The organism is Azospirillum doebereinerae, from assembly GCF_003989665.1.
Lineage (GTDB): Bacteria > Pseudomonadota > Alphaproteobacteria > Azospirillales > Azospirillaceae > Azospirillum > Azospirillum doebereinerae.
Genome location: NZ_RZIJ01000002.1, coordinates 257,077 through 274,513, shown reverse-complemented (window position 1 = coordinate 274,513; position 17,437 = coordinate 257,077). Strand labels below are relative to the sequence as shown.

Genomic DNA, 17,437 nt, shown 5'->3' with positions numbered 1-17,437 from the left:
TCCGCACTTGGTCTTTTGACTTCGGACGCTCATGGCCTTATCTAGTGGGCCATGAGCGCCTCGAATCACGCCACCGCCTTCGCCCTGCCGGCCCTTGACGCCGACGGTCGTAAGAACCTCGTCGGTTTGTCCCGCGAAGAGCTGGAAGCCGAAATGCTATCCATCGGCCTGGAGAAATTCCGGGCCCGCCAGCTCTGGCACTGGATCTACCATCGCGGAGCCACCGATTTCTCGGTGATGACCACGTTGGCCAAGCCGGTGCGCGAAAAGCTGGCCGACAGCCACGCCATCGCGCGGCCGATGGTGGTCAAGGATCTGAAATCGGCGGACGGCACCCGCAAATGGCTGCTGCGCATGCCCGACGGGCAGGAGGTGGAGAGCGTCCATATCCCCGAGGAGGATCGCGGCACGCTCTGCGTCTCGTCCCAGGTCGGCTGCACGCTGACCTGCCGCTTCTGCCACACCGGCACGCAGCGCCTCGTGCGCAACCTCGATTCGTCGGAGATCCTGGCGCAGGTCATGCTGGCCCGCGACATGCTGGACGAATGGCCGGCGCCGCCGGACGGGCGCATGCTGTCCAACGTCGTCATGATGGGCATGGGCGAGCCGCTGTTCAATTACGAGAACGTCGCCAAGGCGTTGAAGATCGTGATGGACGGCGACGGCATCTCGATCTCCAAGCGGCGCATCACGCTGTCCACCTCCGGCGTCGTCCCGGCGATGCGGCGATGCGGCGAGGAACTGAACGTCAACCTCGCGGTCAGCCTGCACGCGGTGACCGACGAGCTGCGCGACATCATCATGCCGATCAACAAGAAGTACCCGTTGAGCGAGCTGATGGCCGCCTGCCGCGACTACCCCGGCCTGTCCAACGCCCGGCGCATCACCTTCGAATACGTGATGCTGAAGGGCATCAACGACACCCCGGCCGACGCCCGCGCGCTGGTGAAGCTGCTGGAAGGCGTGCCGGCCAAGATCAATCTGATCCCCTTCAACCCCTGGCCGGGCGCCCCCTACGAGCGCTCGACCGACCGCGCGATCCAGGTCTTCGGCGATCTGGTGAACAACGCCGGCTACGCCAGCCCGGTCCGCACCCCGCGCGGCGAGGACATCATGGCCGCCTGCGGCCAGTTGAAGAGCGCCAGCCTGCGCATGACCGCCGCCGAACGCGCGGCCATCGACAAGGTCATCGCCGAAAAGGACGCGGAACTGGTTTGAGGCTGTGAAGTCCCTCTCCCGCGAGGGGAGAGGGACTTTCAAGTCCTTACACGCCAGTCGGCCAGCTTGACGCGTGCAAACCTGCGCGGGATGCTTTCGGTTGCGCAAACATCGTTTGTCCAACGAAAACCCGCCAGGGAGACGACAGGGATGACCAGCCTCAAACGCGGCCTGCTCGGGGCCACCGCGCTCGCGCTCGCCACCGCTTCGACGTTCGCGCCGGCCGCCGCCGACACGCCCAAGGACTCGCTGGTGATGGCGTGGCAGTTCGACGACATCGTCGGGCTGGACCCCGCCGAGATCTTCGAGCTGTCGGGCGCCGAATACAGCGCCCAGGTCTACGACCGGCTGATCCATTTCGACGTCAAGGACGTCAGCAAGATCGAGGGCGAGGTCGCGGAGAGCTGGACCGTCTCCCCCGACGGCAAGACCTTCACCTTCAAGATCCGCGACGGCATCGCCTTCCACTCGGGCAACCCGCTGACCGCCGAGGACGTGGCCTATTCCTTCCGCCGCGCGGTCAAGATGAACAAGGGGCCGGCCTTCATCCTCGGCCAGTTCGGGCTGACACCCGCCAACGTCGACACGATGGTGACCGCGCCCGACCCGCGCACCCTGGTCTTCACCACCGACCAGACCTACGCCCCGACCTTCGTGCTGTATTGCCTGACCGCCGACGTGGCTTCGGTCGTCGATTCCAAGCTGGTGCAAAGCAAGGAGAAGGACGGCGATTTCGGGTCGGGCTGGCTGAAGACCAACTCCGCCGGCTCCGGTCCCTTCGCGCTGAAGCAGTGGAAGGCGAGCGAGCTGCTGATGCTCGACGCCAACCCGAAATACTGGCGCGGCGCCCCGGCGCTCAAGCGCGTGCTGATCCGTCAGATCGCCGAGCCGGCGACCCAGCGCCTGCTGCTGGAGAAGGGCGACGTGGACATCGCCCGCAACCTCAAGCCCGAACAGTTCGAGCCGCTGAAGGCCAACCCGTCGGTCCGCCTGACCCAGTCGCCCAAGGGCACGCTGTGGTACGTCAGCCTGAACCAGAAGAACCCGGCGCTCGCCAAGCCCGAAGTGCGCGAGGCGATGAAATACCTCGTGGACTACGAGGGGATGGGCAAGACCATCATGAACGGGCAGGGCACCATCCATCAGGCCTTCCTGCCCAAGGGCTTCCTCGGCGCGCTGGACGAGAACCCCTACCGCTACGACCCGGCCAAGGCGAAGGAACTGCTGGCGAAGGCCGGATACCCGAACGGGCTGACGGTGACGATGGACGTGCGCAACACCACCCCGACCCAGGATCTGGCCCAGGCCATCCAGGCGAGCGCGGCGGCCGGCGGGGTGACGATCAACATCATCCCCGGCGACGGCAAGCAGGTGCTCACCAAGTACCGGGCGCGCAACCACGACCTCTACATCGGCCAGTGGGGCGCCGACTACCAGGACCCGCACACCAACGCCGACACCTTCGCGGCCAACCCGGACAACGCCGACGACGCCAAGGCCAAGCCGCTGGCGTGGCGCAACGCCTGGGACATCCCGGAGCTGACCAAGCTGACCGCCTCGGCCGTGGTCGAGCGCGACGGGGCCAAGCGCGCGGCGATCTACCAGGATCTCCAGCGCAAGGTGCTGGCCGAATCCCCCTTCGTCATCATGTACCAGCAGACCGAGGTGATCGCCGAGCGGAGCAACGTCTCCGGCATGGTCTGGGGGCCGAGCTTCGACACCAACACCTACTGGAAGGCCGTGAAGAAGTAGCCGCGCATGCGGGGCGGCGGACGGAACGCGTCCATCGCCCCGTCGCCGTCATTGCAGCGAGTTCACCGCGATCTCGAAGGCGCGACGGTTGATCGCCCAGGCCTCGAAGGCGGTCGCCTCGTCGGGGGTGACCAGCATCAGGCAGACCGGCAGCGTTCCCCCCGGAGTCGCAAGGGTTACCAGGGCGGACAGAACGACCAGCGGCGTTCCCGCGCGGGTCGCGGCGCGGCGGTGGACGGTGACGCTGCGCCCCTCGCTCCGATCCTCGGACATCAGCTCGCGCTCCGGGGACAGGACGAAATCCTGGTTGGCCAGCTTGGCCAGCGTGGTCCGTTCGAGTTCCGCCACCGGGTCTCCCGCCACGCCCAGCACGGCGACCAGCGTCCCCAGCTTGGCGTCGCCGACCCCGTTGTCCAACAGCGCCGCCGCGCCGCCCGGCGGCGCGTCGCCGGCCGGGCGCGGCGTCCACAAGCCCGAGGAACGGAACCTCACCGTCGCCTCGCCTTTCAGCTCCGTCCACTCGAAGCCCTCGGCGAAGCTCTGCCCGGTCGGTTCGGCGAGGCGGAAGCGCATGGCGGCGAGCAGGAAGATCTCCTGCATGGCGCGGTGGTCGGTCTGCGGCCCTTGCGGGATGCGGCCGTCGATCAGGAACAGCAGGTCACCGTCCTTCACCGTGAACAGCCGGTGCAGGCGCACCCCGCCGTTGTGACGCCGCGCCGCCAGCGTGTCGCCCATGATGCCGGTCGGCGAGAGCGCCTGCCGGGACTCCAGCGCGCGGTAGCCCTGCGACGCGATCCAGGCGCGCAGCCAGTCGGCGCCGTGGATCTCGCGCGGCAGGAAGGCCGCCCAGACGATCAGCTCCACGTCCTCCCTGGCGCCCAGCGCGTCGGGCTCGCCGGGGTAGAAGCGGGCCAGCGACACGATGGGGGCGTCGGGGCCGGGCGCCACGGCGGGCCGGGTGCGCTCCAGCGCCCAGCCCTTGGGCAGCGCCAGCGAGAAGCCGGTGCCCGTCGGCAGCCCTTCGCGCACCAGCACGTCCATGTAGGACGCCTCGATCACCGGCCGGGGCGAGAAGGGGGCGGCGAGCAGGCCGGGCTGTCTGGGGTCCATCGTCACGTTTCCCTCTCGCTTGGCCGTCGCGCGTCCAGGCCACGCGCGCCTCGCGCGTCCAGGCCATGCGCGTTCATGGTCCGGCGTTTCGTTCGCGGCTGGTGTAGCGGGGGCCGACGCTCAGATCCAGATCGGCCTTCAGACCCAGCAGGGCCGCCGCCTCGCCCGCCACCCCCATGTGGTAGCGGCCGGTCTCCAGATCCTTGAAGGCGTGGGCCGAGGCCCCGGCCCCGACCGAGCCGGCCGACGCGCCCCCCTTGCCGCGCAAGGTGATGGTGTGGTTGGTGAAGGGAATGGGGATGTTGATCTCGCCCTTCAAGTCGCCGGACGCCGCCGCGGCGCCCGCCTTGGCGCCCAGCGCGATGCCGGCGCGGCGCCCGTCGGAGCCGATCAGGCCGTCGGCCTTGGCCTCCGCCTGCATCAGCGAATAGGCGCCGCCGGCCTCCGCCCAGGGCGAGTTCTTGTCCTTGCCGGCGAAGAGCGAGGCTTCCTGCTCCACCATGGTCGCCTTGGCCGACGCGGTGCCGCCGACGCCATGGACGATTCCGCCCGCCGCCTTCGCCTCGGCGGTCAGGATCTCCATCTTGTGGGAGCCGCCGACGTAGCGGTTCCCCAGATGGCCGGAGTGGTCCATCTTGGTCATGCCGACGCCGGCCTCGCCCTTGGCCTGACCCAGCAGCCCCTGGCGCTTGGCCTCGCCGTCGGCGGTCACGTAGAGGGCGCTGACGTTGTCGTCGCCACCCGCCCGTTTCGAGAAGAGCGGCTTCTTCGGGCAGGGGGCGACCGGTGCTCCCGGCGCCGCGGGCGCCGCCGTCCGGGCCGCCGCCTGTCCAGCCTGGGCCGCCGCAGGGGCGGCCGGCGGGGCCGGCGGGGCCGCGACGATCAGGCGCTGGCCGGCCGCGAGCGAATCGGGGTCGGCGATGCCGTTGAGGCGTTGCAGCGCCGCGACGCTGGTGTTGTTCTGCCGGGCGATGCCGGACAACGTTTCGCCGCGCTGGACGGTGTGCACGCTCATCGGCCCGTCTCCGGAGCGGTCCGCGTCAGGGCGGCGGTCACCTGATCGAGCCGCAAATCGGCCGGGCTCGGCCCGTCAAGCACCTCGCCCAGCCACGCGAACTCCTCCCGACGCCGGTGGTCCAGCGGAAAGGCCGCCAGGATGTAGGCGTAGCGGGTGATCTGCTGTTCGGTGACCATGCCGTGCCCGTCCGCTTGGCCGAGCGCCGCCGCGATCCGGGCGGTGACCTCCTCGGGCCGCGTGTCCGGCGCGGCACGGCCCATGAAGGCCAGGATGTCCGCACGCAGGCGGTCGTGGAACGCGTTGCGCCGCTCGGCGTGCAGGGCGTCCAACTGTCGGTGGGAAACGCGGATCATCTCAGCGCTCGCCCGACCACACGGCAACCGCCGCCACGACGCTGGCGACGGCGAACACCGCCATCAGCGCGAAGCCGGCGGTCTGGGCCTGTTCGGGCACGCGGTCGCGCAGCAGGAAATCGGCGACGGCGCCCTTGGCGTCGATGCGGCCGAACAGCGTGCGCGCCCGCGCGACTCCGCCGGTGACCAGCGCCGGAACGGCGAGGCTGACCATCGCGCCGCCCAAGCCGACGAACAGCGTCTTGTAGACCCGCCGGGCCATGTCGCGGTCCCCGCCGAACAACGGCAGGGTGCGTTCGCCGAGAAGGGCCAAGCCGACAAGAAACACGAGGATCCCGAAGGCCGCGACGAGCAGGCGCCCTTCGGAGGAGGAGGAAAGTGAATCCATGGCCCGTCTGTCGTCCGTCCGTCGCCCATATGAGATCAGCAGCAAGCGGCAGCTTCACAAAAGGGTCCGCGCCTGTCCACCCGCGTTGCTGGCCTATGCCCAAGGTGCAGGTCCGGGAAAACGAGCCGATCCCTGCAACAGCCGGCCGTTCCGTTGCGGCAAATCCTCCGTTCCCGCAAGTTTCTTGTCAAAACCGTTGAGCCGCCGTGCCGCTTCGTCCATTCTCCGCCCTTTCCAAACGGGCCGAAGGCCCCCGTTTTCATCAGGTCAGGCGGCTATGACGGGCGAACGCATCCACCTCTACGACACCACGCTGCGCGACGGGGCGCAGACCCAGGACGTGGATTTCTCGGTGGCGGACAAGATCGCGATCGCCCGGCAGCTCGACCGTCTCGGCATCGACTACATCGAGGGCGGCTGGCCCGGCGCCAACCCCACGGACGACCAGTTCTTCGCCGAGGCCCCGGCGCTGGAGCGCGCCACCTTCACCGCCTTCGGCATGACCCGCCGCCCCGGCCGCAGCGCCGCCAACGACCCGCAGCTGACCGCGCTGGTCCAGTCGCGGGCGAAGGCGGTCTGCATGGTCGGCAAGACCTGGGACTTCCACGTCGACGTGGCGCTCGGCATCCCGCGCGACGAGAATCTCGACCTGATCCGCGACAGCATCGCGGCGCTGCACGCCGCCAAGGGCGAGGCGCTGTTCGACGCCGAGCATTTCTTCGACGGCTACAAGCGCAACCCGGCCTACGCCGTCCAGTGCATCCGCGCCGCCTTCGAGGCCGGCGCCCGCTGGGTCGTGCTGTGCGACACCAACGGCGGCACCTTGCCGCACGAGATCGACGCCGTGGTCCGCGCGGTGATCGCCGAGCACGGCATCCCCGGCGACCGTCTGGGCATCCACTGCCACAACGACACCGAGAACGCGGTCGCCAACTCGCTGGCGGCGGTGCGGGCCGGAGCGCGGATGGTGCAGGGGACGATCAACGGGCTGGGCGAGCGCTGCGGCAACGCCAACCTCGTGTCGCTGATCCCGACGCTGATGCTGAAGATGGGCTTCGAGACCGGCATCCGCCACGCGGATCTGCCGCTGCTGACCCAGCTCAGCCGCTCCTTCGACGAACGGCTGAACCGCGCGCCCAACCGCCACGCCGCCTATGTCGGCGCCAGCGCCTTCGCCCACAAGGGCGGGCTGCACGTTTCGGCGGTCGAGAAGGACCCGTCCTCCTACGAGCACGTCGCCCCCGAGGCGGTCGGCAACCGCCGGCAGATCGTGATGTCGGACCAGGCCGGCCGTTCCAACATCATCGCGCGGCTGCGCGACATCGGGCTGGAGGTCGATTCCAGGGACGAACGCCTCGCCCGCCTGCTGGAACTGGTCAAGCAGCGCGACGGCGACGGCTACGCCTACGACACCGCCGAGGCGAGCTTCGAGCTGCTGGTCCGCCGCGAGCTGGGCGATGTGCCGCGCTTCTTCGAGCTGAAGCGCTTCCACGTCACCGACGAGCGCCGCCACAACGCGGTCGGCAAACTGGTCGTGGAATCGGAGGCCGTCGTCCGTGTGACGGTCGGCGGCGAGACCCGGCTGGAGGTGGCGGACGGCAACGGCCCGGTCCACGCGCTGGACGTCGCCATGCGCAAGGCGCTGGAGCCGGTTTATCCGGCCTTGAAGGGCGTCAGCCTGTCCGACTACCGCGTCCGCATCCTGGCGGCCAAGGACGGCACCGGCGCCATGCCGCGCGTGCTGATCCGCTCGGCGGGCTTGGAAGGGGAGGAGTGGTCGACGCTGGGCGTCTCGACCAACATCATCGAGGCGTCGATGGAGGCGCTGGTGGACAGCTACGTCTTCACCCTGATGAAGAGCGGCGCGGCGCCGGTGTGATCCGGCGTTACAGCAGCCCGTCGGAGAAATCGGTGATCGCCGCCGAGAGGAACAGGTCGAGCATGACCAGGGCTGCGGCGGGAAGGCCCGACAGGTCCAGCGCCGTCCGCAGCACGAACCACTGGTAAGTCAGCATCGCCATCATCACGCCGAAGACCAACCCTTCCGACAGGATCGACGGCAGCAGCCCGGTGGCGGATAGCACGATCACCGGCAGGTAGACCGCCATCTGGACGACCGACGACCAGTTGTAGGCGGCCACCGTTCCCGGATAGCGCTCGGTCTTGCCCATCAGCGTCGCGACGCGGTGCAAGGCCAGAGGGAAGGCGGTCCAGCTGACCACATAGGCGATGGATTCGACCGTCAGCACCTGGAGCAGCGGCGTGTCCCCCGCCGTGTCCCACAGCCGGATCGCCAGCAGCAGCGCGTAGGCCGGCAGGACCACCACCGCCGCGTAGAAGGAGTTCAACGCGCCCTCGGGCGTGCGGTCGAAGAACTCCAGCCCGCTGCGGTCGAAGCGGGCGAGCCGGTAGGCGCCGGTCAGCGCCGCGAGGATGTCGGGAGTGGTCAGCGGCATAGCCGGCTCAACCGGCTTGCCGGGAAGCGGCCAACCGGGCGAACACGCCCTTCAGGATCGTTTCGTAGATGGCGGACAGGCCGGTCAGGTCGGCGACGGCGGTGTGTTCGTCCACCTTGTGCATGGTCTGGCCGACCAGCCCGAACTCGACCACCGGGCAGTGGTTCTTGATGAAGCGGGCGTCCGACGTTCCGCCGGTGGTCGAGTAGTCCGGACGGCGACCGGTCGTCGCCTCGACCGCCTCGGCGACCAACTCGGTCAACGGGCCGGGGGCGGTGAGGAAGGATTCGCCCGAGCAGTGGATGTCCAGCTCGTAGGCGCCGCCCACCGCGTCGAAGCAACCGCGCAGCCACGCCTCGATGCTGGCGGGGGTGTGGGCGTCGTTGAAACGGATGTTGAAGGTCGCCTTGCCCTGCGCCGGGATGACGTTGTTGGCCGGGTTGCCGACGTCGATGGTGGTCAGCGCCAGGGTGGAGGGCTGGAAATGCTCGGTTCCCTTGTCCATCGGCGTCTCGGTGATGGCGCCGAGCATCCGCACGAGGCGGGGCAGGGGGTTGTCGGCCAGATGGGGATAGGCGACATGGCCCTGCGCGCCGAACACGGTGAGGTAACCGGTCAGGCTGCCGCGCCGGCCGATCTTGATCATGTCGCCCAGCGCCTTCGGGTTGGTCGGCTCGCCCACCACGCAGGCGTCGATGGTCTCCCCGCGCGCCGCCAGCCAGTCCAGCACCTTCTTCGTGCCGTTGATGGCGATCCCCTCCTCGTCGCCGGTGATCAGCAGGCTGATCGAGCCGGCGGGCGACCCCTCGGCCTCCAGATGACGGGAGACGGCGGCGATGAAGGCGGCGATGGCTCCCTTCATGTCCACCGCGCCCCGGCCGTAGAGCTTGCCGTCGTGGAGTTCGCCGGCGAAGGGATCGATGGACCAGCCCTTCAACTCGCCCGGCGGCACCACGTCGGTATGGCCGGCGAAGCAGAAGTTCGGCCCCTCGGTGCCCAGGCGCGCGTAGAGGTTCTCCACCGGCGCCGTGCCCTCCTGCTCGAAGCGCAGGCGGTGGCAGGCGAAGCCCAGCGGCGTCAGCGCCGCCTCCAGCACGCCCAGCGCGCCGTCGTCGCGCGGCGTGACGCTGGGGCAGCGGATCAGGTCTTGGGCGAGGGCGACGGCGTCGATGGTCATGGGAGGGTCCGCTGGTGTGAGGCTTCGCCCCGGATCCCCCTCTCCCGCCCCGGGGCGAGAGAGGGAAGGGCACTCAGGCATCAATCGCGCAGCAGGTCGTTGATCGCGGTCTTGGCGCGGGTCTTCTCGTCCACGCGCTTGATGATGACGCAGCAGTACAGGCTGGGGCCGGGGGTGCCGTCGGGCAGCGGCTTGCCGGGCAGGTTGCCGGGCACCACCACCGAATAGGCCGGGACGCGGCCGACGAAGATCTCGCCGGTGTGGCGGTCGATGATCTTGGTCGAGGCGCCGATGTAGCAGCCCATCGACACGACGGCGCCGGTCTCGACGATCACGCCCTCGACGATCTCCGAACGGGCGCCGATGAAGCAGTTGTCCTCGATGATGACCGGGTCGGCCTGCAGCGGCTCCAGCACGCCGCCGATGCCGACGCCGCCCGACAGGTGGACGTTCTTGCCGATCTGGGCGCAGGAGCCGACGGTCACCCAGGTGTCCACCATGGTGCCGCTGTCGACGTAGGCGCCGACGTTGACGAAGCTCGGCATCAGGATGACGCCCGGCGCGATGTAGGAGGAGCGGCGGGCGATGGCGCCCGGCAGCGCGCGGAAACCGGCGGCCTGGAACTGGCCCTCGCTCCACCCGTCGAACTTCGGCGGCACCTTGTCGTACCAGGAGGAGCCGCCGGGGCCGCCGGGGATCGTCTCGTTGGCGTTCAGGCGGAAGGACAGCAGCACCGCCTTCTTGAGCCACTGGTTGACCGTCCAGCCGCCGTCCGTCTTCTCGGCGACGCGCAGATCGCCCGAATCCAGGGAGGACAGCGCCTCCTCCACCGCCTCGCGGACGGCGCCGGTGGTGGCGGTGTTCAGGCCGTCCCGGTTGTCCCAGGCGGCGTCGATGGTGGCTTGCAGGCTGGCGTGGCTCATGGCGCGGTCGTTCGGCTGTCGAAAATGGCAGGGGAGCGCACCATGGAGCCGCCCCGCCTGCCTGTCAACCGGACGGCGTCGCGCGTCACAACCGCCCTTACGGCACCGCGTCCGCCGTGGCGTCGGCGACGGCGGCGAGCCAGCCCGGCAGGTCGTCCACGGTGTGGTCGATGTGGACCCCGGCGCCGACCCCGGCGCGCTCGTACTCCAACTCGCCGCGCACCCAGACCGTGGTCATGCCCAGCGCGTGGGCGGGGGCGAGGTTGCGGGCGATGTCCTCCACCATGCAGGCGCGCGTCGGGTCGATGCCGTAGCGCTCGACCAGCGTGGCATAGGGTCGCGGGTCTGGCTTGGGCACGTAGCCGCCGGCGGCGATGTCGAACACCGCGTCGAAGCGGTCGAGGATGCCGAGCCGCCCGGCGACGTTCTCCGCGTGGCGGACCGAGCCGTTGGTGTAGATGATCTTGCGGCCGGGCAGCCGTTCGAGCGCGCCGGCCAGCACCGCCGAGGGCTGGACCCCGGCCACGTCGATGTCGTGGACGTAGTCCATGTAGGCGACGGGATCGACGTCGTGCTCGGTCATCAGGCCGCGCAAGGTGGTGCCGTAGTCGCGGAAGAAGCGTTTCTGGCGTTCCCGCGCCTCGGGCTGCGGGATGCCGAAGTGTTCGGCGATGAATTCGGTGATCCGCCGGTCCACCTGGGCGAACAGGTTGCACGAGGCGGGGTACAGCGTGTTGTCGAGGTCGAAGATCCAGACCCCGGTGTCACGCAGCGCGGCAAGATTGGCGGAAGCGGTCATGCGCCCTACAATGGGGCGCCGTCCAGCCGGCGGCAAGTCGCTTCGGTTGGGATTTTCCCTTGTCCGATGGTTGATTGAAGATTAACCCGCGAGGCGGTAGCATAGGCTGGACGTATCAGGGCTTGCAGCCTTAAGTTTTTCCCATGGGCAACCCTTCGCCAGACTGGACCGCAGAGAGAATCGTGGATCTTCCCTTGGCCACAGCGTCGTTGTCCCCCATCGCTCCCGCCGGCGAACCCGCCGGTTCCGGCGCGCTGGTCGCCACCTATCCCGGTCCGGCGCTGCGCCTCGGCCCGGACCGTGCGGTCGCCGACGCCAACGCCGAGGCGGAGGAGATGCTGGACAACGACCCGCGCTGGCTCTCCGATCTCCAGTCCTGGCTGGCGGCGTCGAGCGTGGCGCCGGGGCTGCGCTCGGTTCCGGTCGAATCGGCGCGCGGGATCATGATCGTGGAATGGGCCGGCGTGCCGCTGGCCGACGGCGGCTTCCTGCTGTTGGGCCGCGACGACACGCTGGAACGCCAGCTGCGCCACACGCTCACCGAGTCGCGGCGGCGCTACAAGGACCTGGTGGAGGTCTCCTCCGATTTCGCCTGGGAAACCGGTCCGGACGGCACCTTCGTCTTCGTCACCCACAAGGGTGCGCTGGGCTACGACACCGACAGCCTGATCGGGTTGGACCCGCGCCGGCTGGCGCTCGACGAGTGGGGCGATTTGCCGCTGCCCTTCGACACCCACCGTCCGGTCGACCAGAGCGAACTGTGGCTGAAGAGCGCGGACGGCACCCCCGCCTGCGTCGTCGCCTCCGCCCTGCCGCTGTTCGGGTCGCAGGGGGAATGGCTGGGCGCCCGCGGAGTCTGCCGCGACGTGACCGATCAGGTCCTGCGCTCGGCCGAGCTGGCGCGGGTGAGGAACCGGGAGCGGCTGCTTGCCCACATCGTCCACACGTTGCGCGACCAGTTGGACGCCGCCGCCGCGCTGATCGTCGCCTCGACCGAGACGGCGCGGGCGCTGAGCGCCGACGGCTGCCGCATCTACCGGGCCGGCGACGGCGTCGGCCCGGACGGCGGTCCGATGGGCGGCGGTCTGGTGCTGGTGGCCGAATTCGGCACGCCGCTGTCCGATGTGGAGAGCGACTCCCTGCAACCGCTGCTCGACCGCGTCGCGGCGACGGACGGCACGGTGGTGGGCCAGCTCGGCGATTTCCAGCTGATCGGCGAACGGACGGAGCACCGGCAGGCGCTCAACGGCGCGGTGCTGGTCTGGCGCGGCGACGACGCGGAACCGTGGGACGAGGAGGACCGCCACCTCCTGTCCGGCGTCGCCGACCACATCGGCATCGCCCACGCCCATCTCGCCTATCAGGAACGCCTGCGCCGCCTGTCGGAGCGCGACGGGCTGACCGGCCTGTTCAACCGCCGCACCTTCTTCGAGCGGCTGGAGGAAACCCTGTCCCGGACGGACAGCGGGCCGTCGGCGCTGCTCTACGTCGATCTCGACAACTTCAAGGCGGTCAACGACCTGCACGGCCACCAGCAGGGCGACGCGGTGCTGCGGGCCGTCGGCACGCTGCTGTCCACCGGGGTTCGGCCGGGCGATTTGCCGGGGCGGCTGGGCGGCGACGAGTTCGTACTGTGGCTCGGCCGCGCCGACGAGGCGCAGGCCCGCCGGGTCGCCGATCGGCTGCTGACCGGCATGGCGGGGCTGGGGCATCTGTCGGCCAGCCCGGAGAAGCCGCTGGGCCTGTCCATCGGCATCGCCGTTCATGTGCCGGGGCGCGGCGAGACGGTGCGCGAGCTGACCGACCGGGCCGACGCGGCCATGTACGCCGCCAAGAAGACCGGCAAGGGGCATTACGCGCTGGCCCCCTCCCATCGCCCCGACCCGCCGGTCACCGCCCTGCCGGCCACCGCCGTGGAGACCGCGCCGTGAGTACGCGCTCGGACCTGCTCGATCCCGCCGACTACGAATCGGCCAAGAAGATGGTGCAGAGCGAGGATCCGGCGATCCGCCGGAAGGTCGCCGAGCATCCCAAGACCCGGCCGGAGCTGCTGTACTTCCTGGCCGCCGACGCGGCGGCCGAGGTGCGCCGGGCCATCGCCACCAACGCCGGGACCCCGCGCCAGGCCGACCTGATGCTCGCCAAGGACCGCGAGGTCATGGTGCGCCGCGCGGTCGCGCAGAAGATCGCTCGGCTGCTTCCCGAACTCACCGCCAACCAAGCGGCGCAGATCGAGAAGCTGACGGTAGAGTGCCTGGAGACACTGGCCCGCGACCAGGCGTCGGAGGTGCGCGGCATCCTGGCCGAGGCGCTGAAGAGCCTGCCCAACGCCCCGCAGGGCCTCGTCAACACGCTGGCGCGCGACGTCGAGCTGTCGGTGTGCAGTCCGATCCTCCAGCATTCGCCGATCCTGACCGACGAGGATCTGGCCGACATCATCCTCAAGGGGCCGGTCAGCGGGGCGATGACCGCCATCGCCAGCCGCCACAACGTCTCGGCCCAGGTCGCCGACGCCATCGCCCGGTCCAACGACGAGGCGGCGGTGACGGCGCTGCTCGGCAATTCCTCGGCGCAGGTGCGCGAGGACACGCTCGACCGCATCCTCGACCGGGCGCCGCAGCACGAGCCGTGGCATTCCCCCCTGGTGCGGCGCCCGCGCCTGCCGCTCCGCGCGGTGGCCCGGCTGGCCAGCTTCGTCGCCGACAATCTGCTGAAGGTCCTCCAGGACCGCGACGACCTCGACCCGGCGGCGGTGCGCACGCTGGCCGAGGCGGTGCGCCAGCGCGTCGAGCAGGCGGCGGGCGGGACCGCAGCGCGCGGCCCGGTCGATTTCGGCGACGAGTTGCTGGCCGGGGCCGCCGGGCCGGAAAAGACGGTTGAGAAGCCGGTGGACCGCGCCAAACGGCTCGCCAAGGAGGGCAAGCTGACGGAAAAGCTGCTGGAAGGCTCGATGGTCGAGGGCGACCGCGCCTTCGTGATGGCCGGGCTGGCGGAGCTGTCGCAGATCCCGCTGCCCATCGTCGACCGCATCGTCGGGACCCACGCGCCGCGCGCGGTGACGGCGCTGGTGTGGCGCGCCGGGCTGACCATGCGCTTCGCCCGTCAGGCGCAGTTGCGGCTCGCCCAGATTCCGCCAAAAACAGCGCTTAATTCTCGGGACGGCACGTCCTATCCGATGTCCGACGACGAGATGCGCTGGCAGCTCGAATTCTTCGGGGTCGAAGAGAAGGCGTGAGTCCCCCTCCGCCCCCAGGTTCAGACAATGCGTTCGCTGTTTCTCGCCTTCTTCATCGTGATCCTGACCGCGTCGGCCTTCGCCGCGCCGCTGCCGCGCGCGACGCCGGACGAGCGCGAGGTCGCCGCCGCCTTCGACGCGGCACGGGCGGCCCTGTCCGAACAGCGGGGCGGGGCCGTGGTGCCGCTGCTGTCGCGCGCCTCGGTGAAGTCGCTGGAGGCGGTGCGGGTGGCCGCGCGCGCGCCCGGCAACGCGGCGGTGGAAAAGCTGGAGCCGGCGGAACGCTTCGCCGCCATGGGGCTGCGCCGTTATCTGGGGCCGTCGGAGCTGCGCCGGATGTCGGTCGGTGACATCGCCGACCACGCGCTCAAGCAGGGCTGGCTCGGCCCCAACGTCATCGCGCGCAGTTCGCTGGGGGCGGTGCGGGTGAACGGCGACCACGCGTCCGGTCTGCTGATGGTGGACAACCGTCCGGCCATGGTGCCCGCCGATTTCGTGCGCGAGGGCGGGGCGTGGCGCATCGATCTCGCCAGCGTCTTCTCCTTCGGCAGCCAGATGCTGAAGGGCTTCGCCGCCATGTCCGGCAAGGACGAGACCGCGTATATCGCCGACCTTCTGGAAAAGCTGCCGGCCAAGCCCGGGATGATGAAGCGGTAGGAGCCCGTTTCCCCCTCCCTAGTAGCGCCCTACCCCGCTTTCGCGGGAGAGGGAACTCTGCCGGACGCCGACAAGAATTCGGCCCCCTCTCCCGCTGACAAGCGGGGGAGGGATGGGGAGGGGGCAATGGGCGGAGACCACCCCACATACTCCCGCACTCATCCCACCGCGTTACGCCGGAGTCATCCTACGGCGCGGTTGCGGGCGGTCCGCCCCGCGCGCTAGACTCGCCGCCTCGCACGCAATCCGCTGGTGCCAACGATGACCGCTCCGGATGGCCTTTCGCACGACGCGCCGGACGGCCTGTCCGTGGCGCCCGGATCGGTCCTCGCGCCATCTCCGCTCCGCCTGATCCCCTGCGGCGTCCGCCTCGCGGAGGCGGTGCGGGCCTTGTCCGCACTGCGCGGAAGCACCCCGTCGGATCTGGCCTCTGCGGCGCTGTTGCTGGTGCCGGACGCCGCCGGCGATCCGGGGGAGAGTGACGAGGACGGACGCGCGGGGCTGGCCTTGCGGTCCTGCGTCCGGGGAAGCGACTCGGCGATCCGGCGGGCGCTCGCCGCCGCCGTCGCGCTCGCCGATCCCGGTTTCCGCGTGGTTCCCGCCGCCGATGTCGGGCGGCTTGAGGCGGCGGTGGAGACGCTCGGCTACCGCAACAAGACGCTGGCCCACGCGCTGAAACGCCTGTCTTTCCAGCCGCTCGACGGCCGGGTCACCGAACTGCGCGACGCCGTCCAGATGTTCGGCTTCGTCAACGAGTGGTGCTTCGACGAGGATCAGGTCCGCCGCCGCTTCCGCGAACTGGCGCCGGTCTATCATCCCGACACCGGGGTCGTCGCCTGCCGGGAGCGGATGGGGCAGTTGATCGACGCCCGGAACCTGCTGGTGCGCCATGTCCGCACCGTCTACGCGTCGGGCGACTGGGTGGCGCGGCGCAGCGCGTCCGCCAGCCCCCCGGTCTAGCAACGGTTCGCCGTCAGACGGCGACCCCGATGGCGTCGCCGGTGTTCGCCATGTCCAGCGTGGCGCCGTCCAGCGTGGCCCCGGTCAGGTCCGCGCCGGTCAGATCGGCCTCGCTCAGGTTGGCGCCGCGCAGATCGGCCCCGGCCAGATTGGCCCCCGACAGATTGGCCTTGCGCAGGTCGGCGTTGCGCAGGATCGCCATGCCAAGCCGCGCGCGCTGGAGGTTGGCGCGCCAGACATGCCCGCTCATCGTCTGGATGTGCACCGGGCCGAGCTGCGCGCCGGTCAGGTTGGCGCCCGTCAGGGTGGCCCGCTCCAGATTGACCCCGCGCAGGTCGGCGTTGGTGAAGTCCACCTTGCGCAGGTCGGAGAGCGACAGGTCGGCGATCGCCATCGACACGCCGGTCAGGGTCGCGCCGCGCAGCGCGATGCATTGCAGGATGGCGGCGGACAGGTTGATCCCGTCCAGCTTGCGTCCGGACAAATCCAGCGCCGACAGGTCGGCGCGCTTGCCGGCCTTGCCGCCGCTGTCGATCCAGCTCAGATGCTCGACCAGGATGTCGCGCAGGTCGTCGTCGGGGTTCTCCAGCGCCTTGGCCAGCACCGCCGCCTGGAGGTTGGGCGAGCGCAACTGCGCCGCGTCGAGGATCGCCCCGATCAGGGTCGCGCCGGTGAAGTTGGTGCGGTTGATGGCGCAGCCGCTCAACACCGCGCCCGACAGCTTGGCGCCCGACAGGTTGGCCTCGGTCAGGTCGGCGTCGGTCAGGTCGCAGCCGGTCATGTTGGAGCCGGTCAGGTTGGCCCGCATGAACTTGGTGCCGCGCAGGACCGCGTCGGTCAGGTCGGTCTGCATGACGAAGGCGTTGGCGATCTTGGCGCGCGACAGGTCGGCGCCCCGGATGGTCGCCGCCGTCAGTTCCGAGGTCAGGACCGAGTCCTCGTGCTGGTGGGCGACCATCTCGCCGCCGGAATAATGCATGAGCGTACCGTCGCGCAGGTCGACCTCGACCATCGTCGCCTCGCTCAGCACCGCGCCGCGCAGGCAGGCCCCGCGCAGGTCGGCGCGGCGCAGATCGGCCTTCTCCAGATTGGCGAGGCGCAGATCGGCGGCGTAGAGGTTGGCGTTCGACAGGTTGGCCCCGGTCAGCCGCGCGCTGAACAGCTTGGCGCCCGACAGGTCGGCGTCGGACAGGTCGATGTTCGACAGGTCGAGGTGCGACAGGTCGCGCATCTTCAGATTGGCGCGGACGCCGCCGGGCTGGCTCTTGCGGAAGGCCTGGTGCCGCAACAGGATCGCGTTCAGCTGGCTCTGCGTCAGCTTGGTGCGCGGCGTGTTGGACCCGAAGCCCTGGGCGGACGGCATCGCCGGTGACCTTCTTAATGTGGGGGTC

At 70.0% G+C, this 17,437-nt stretch carries 16 protein-coding genes; 7 read left to right on the top strand and 9 right to left on the bottom strand.

The window, feature by feature from the left end; translation table 11 throughout:
- The first annotated feature begins 51 nt into the window (after positions 1 to 51).
- Entirely contained in the window at positions 52 to 1,218 is a 1,167-nt protein-coding gene (rlmN, locus tag EJ913_RS04535) for a dual-specificity RNA methyltransferase RlmN (protein WP_126995199.1), read from the top strand.
- Positions 1,219 to 1,368: 150 nt separating this feature from the next.
- Complete coding sequence (locus tag EJ913_RS04530) at positions 1,369 to 2,970, top strand: ABC transporter substrate-binding protein (protein ID WP_126995197.1); 1,602 nt, start codon at positions 1,369 to 1,371, stop codon at positions 2,968 to 2,970.
- Between the two features lie 48 nt (positions 2,971 to 3,018).
- On the opposite strand, the gene EJ913_RS04525 is transcribed toward EJ913_RS04530, so the two are convergent.
- From EJ913_RS04525 to EJ913_RS04510, 4 genes are all read right to left on the bottom strand, one after another.
- Positions 3,019 to 4,080, bottom strand: a complete 1,062-nt coding sequence (locus tag EJ913_RS04525; protein WP_126995195.1) for a hypothetical protein — start codon at positions 4,078 to 4,080, stop codon at positions 3,019 to 3,021.
- A 73-nt stretch (positions 4,081 to 4,153) separates the two neighbouring features.
- Positions 4,154 to 5,095 carry a LysM peptidoglycan-binding domain-containing protein gene (locus EJ913_RS04520; protein ID WP_126995193.1) on the bottom strand — a complete coding sequence of 314 codons (942 nt, stop codon included), beginning with the start codon at positions 5,093 to 5,095 and terminating at the stop codon, positions 4,154 to 4,156.
- Positions 5,092 to 5,451 carry a hypothetical protein gene (locus tag EJ913_RS04515; RefSeq protein ID WP_126995191.1) on the bottom strand — a complete coding sequence of 120 codons (360 nt, stop codon included), beginning with the start codon at positions 5,449 to 5,451 and terminating at the stop codon, positions 5,092 to 5,094. Before EJ913_RS04515 ends, EJ913_RS04520 begins: the two co-directional genes overlap by 4 nt.
- Before the next feature lies 1 nt (position 5,452).
- Positions 5,453 to 5,839: a hypothetical protein gene (locus tag EJ913_RS04510; RefSeq protein WP_126995189.1), complete on the bottom strand. Its 387-nt coding sequence runs from the start codon at positions 5,837 to 5,839 to the stop codon at positions 5,453 to 5,455.
- Positions 5,840 to 6,116: 277 nt separating this feature from the next.
- Between EJ913_RS04510 and cimA the strand changes: the two genes are divergently transcribed.
- The gene (cimA, locus tag EJ913_RS04505; RefSeq protein WP_126995187.1) at positions 6,117 to 7,718 is read left to right on the top strand and encodes a citramalate synthase; all 1,602 of its coding nucleotides are present in this window, start codon (positions 6,117 to 6,119) and stop codon (positions 7,716 to 7,718) included.
- Positions 7,719 to 7,725: 7 nt separating this feature from the next.
- Here the strand turns inward: cimA and EJ913_RS04500 are convergent, their stop codons facing one another.
- The 4 genes from EJ913_RS04500 to EJ913_RS04485 form a co-directional block, all read right to left on the bottom strand.
- A complete protein-coding gene (locus EJ913_RS04500; protein WP_126995185.1) occupies positions 7,726 to 8,295 on the bottom strand; it encodes a hypothetical protein in 570 nt (189 codons plus the stop codon).
- 7 nt (positions 8,296 to 8,302) lie between these two features.
- A complete protein-coding gene (gene dapE, locus EJ913_RS04495) occupies positions 8,303 to 9,472 on the bottom strand; it encodes a succinyl-diaminopimelate desuccinylase (protein ID WP_126995183.1) in 1,170 nt (389 codons plus the stop codon).
- Positions 9,473 to 9,552: 80 nt separating this feature from the next.
- Complete coding sequence (gene dapD / locus EJ913_RS04490) at positions 9,553 to 10,395, bottom strand: 2,3,4,5-tetrahydropyridine-2,6-dicarboxylate N-succinyltransferase (protein ID WP_126995181.1); 843 nt, start codon at positions 10,393 to 10,395, stop codon at positions 9,553 to 9,555.
- Between the two features lie 97 nt (positions 10,396 to 10,492).
- A complete protein-coding gene (locus EJ913_RS04485; protein WP_126995179.1) occupies positions 10,493 to 11,194 on the bottom strand; it encodes a pyrimidine 5'-nucleotidase in 702 nt (233 codons plus the stop codon).
- Positions 11,195 to 11,388: 194 nt separating this feature from the next.
- On the opposite strand from EJ913_RS04485, the gene EJ913_RS04480 reads away from it, so the two are divergent.
- The 4 genes from EJ913_RS04480 (at position 11,389) to EJ913_RS04465 (ending at position 16,046) form a co-directional block, all read left to right on the top strand.
- Positions 11,389 to 13,125: a sensor domain-containing diguanylate cyclase gene (locus tag EJ913_RS04480; protein ID WP_244939239.1), complete on the top strand. Its 1,737-nt coding sequence runs from the start codon at positions 11,389 to 11,391 to the stop codon at positions 13,123 to 13,125.
- Positions 13,122 to 14,429: a DUF2336 domain-containing protein gene (locus EJ913_RS04475; protein WP_238519478.1), complete on the top strand. Its 1,308-nt coding sequence runs from the start codon at positions 13,122 to 13,124 to the stop codon at positions 14,427 to 14,429. The genes EJ913_RS04480 and EJ913_RS04475 overlap by 4 nt, the downstream gene beginning before the upstream one ends.
- 27 nt (positions 14,430 to 14,456) lie before the next feature.
- Positions 14,457 to 15,086: a hypothetical protein gene (locus EJ913_RS04470; protein ID WP_126995175.1), complete on the top strand. Its 630-nt coding sequence runs from the start codon at positions 14,457 to 14,459 to the stop codon at positions 15,084 to 15,086.
- Between the two features lie 261 nt (positions 15,087 to 15,347).
- Entirely contained in the window at positions 15,348 to 16,046 is a 699-nt protein-coding gene (locus EJ913_RS04465) for a hypothetical protein (protein WP_244939238.1), read from the top strand.
- Between the two features lie 13 nt (positions 16,047 to 16,059).
- Here EJ913_RS04465 and EJ913_RS04460 read toward each other — a convergent pair whose 3' ends face one another.
- Positions 16,060 to 17,409, bottom strand: coding sequence for a pentapeptide repeat-containing protein (locus tag EJ913_RS04460; protein WP_126995173.1), 1,350 nt, complete (start codon positions 17,407 to 17,409; stop codon positions 16,060 to 16,062).
- Between the last annotated feature and the right edge of the window lie 28 nt (positions 17,410 to 17,437).

Bases quoted from the DNA above. Each gene is read 5' to 3' on its own strand.
- rlmN (WP_126995199.1), top strand. From the start codon at position 52: ATGAGCGCCTCGAATCACGCCACCGCCTTCGCCCTGCCGGCCCTTGAC.
- EJ913_RS04530 (WP_126995197.1), top strand. From the start codon at position 1,369: ATGACCAGCCTCAAACGCGGCCTGCTCGGGGCCACCGCGCTCGCGCTC.
- EJ913_RS04525 (WP_126995195.1), bottom strand. From the start codon at position 4,080: ATGGACCCCAGACAGCCCGGCCTGCTCGCCGCCCCCTTCTCGCCCCGG.
- EJ913_RS04520 (WP_126995193.1), bottom strand. From the start codon at position 5,095: ATGAGCGTGCACACCGTCCAGCGCGGCGAAACGTTGTCCGGCATCGCC.
- EJ913_RS04515 (WP_126995191.1), bottom strand. From the start codon at position 5,451: ATGATCCGCGTTTCCCACCGACAGTTGGACGCCCTGCACGCCGAGCGG.
- EJ913_RS04510 (WP_126995189.1), bottom strand. From the start codon at position 5,839: ATGGATTCACTTTCCTCCTCCTCCGAAGGGCGCCTGCTCGTCGCGGCC.
- cimA (WP_126995187.1), top strand. From the start codon at position 6,117: ATGACGGGCGAACGCATCCACCTCTACGACACCACGCTGCGCGACGGG.
- EJ913_RS04500 (WP_126995185.1), bottom strand. From the start codon at position 8,295: ATGCCGCTGACCACTCCCGACATCCTCGCGGCGCTGACCGGCGCCTAC.
- dapE (WP_126995183.1), bottom strand. From the start codon at position 9,472: ATGACCATCGACGCCGTCGCCCTCGCCCAAGACCTGATCCGCTGCCCC.
- dapD (WP_126995181.1), bottom strand. From the start codon at position 10,395: ATGAGCCACGCCAGCCTGCAAGCCACCATCGACGCCGCCTGGGACAAC.
- EJ913_RS04485 (WP_126995179.1), bottom strand. From the start codon at position 11,194: ATGACCGCTTCCGCCAATCTTGCCGCGCTGCGTGACACCGGGGTCTGG.
- EJ913_RS04470 (WP_126995175.1), top strand. From the start codon at position 14,457: ATGCGTTCGCTGTTTCTCGCCTTCTTCATCGTGATCCTGACCGCGTCG.
- EJ913_RS04465 (WP_244939238.1), top strand. From the start codon at position 15,348: ATGACCGCTCCGGATGGCCTTTCGCACGACGCGCCGGACGGCCTGTCC.
- EJ913_RS04460 (WP_126995173.1), bottom strand. From the start codon at position 17,409: ATGCCGTCCGCCCAGGGCTTCGGGTCCAACACGCCGCGCACCAAGCTG.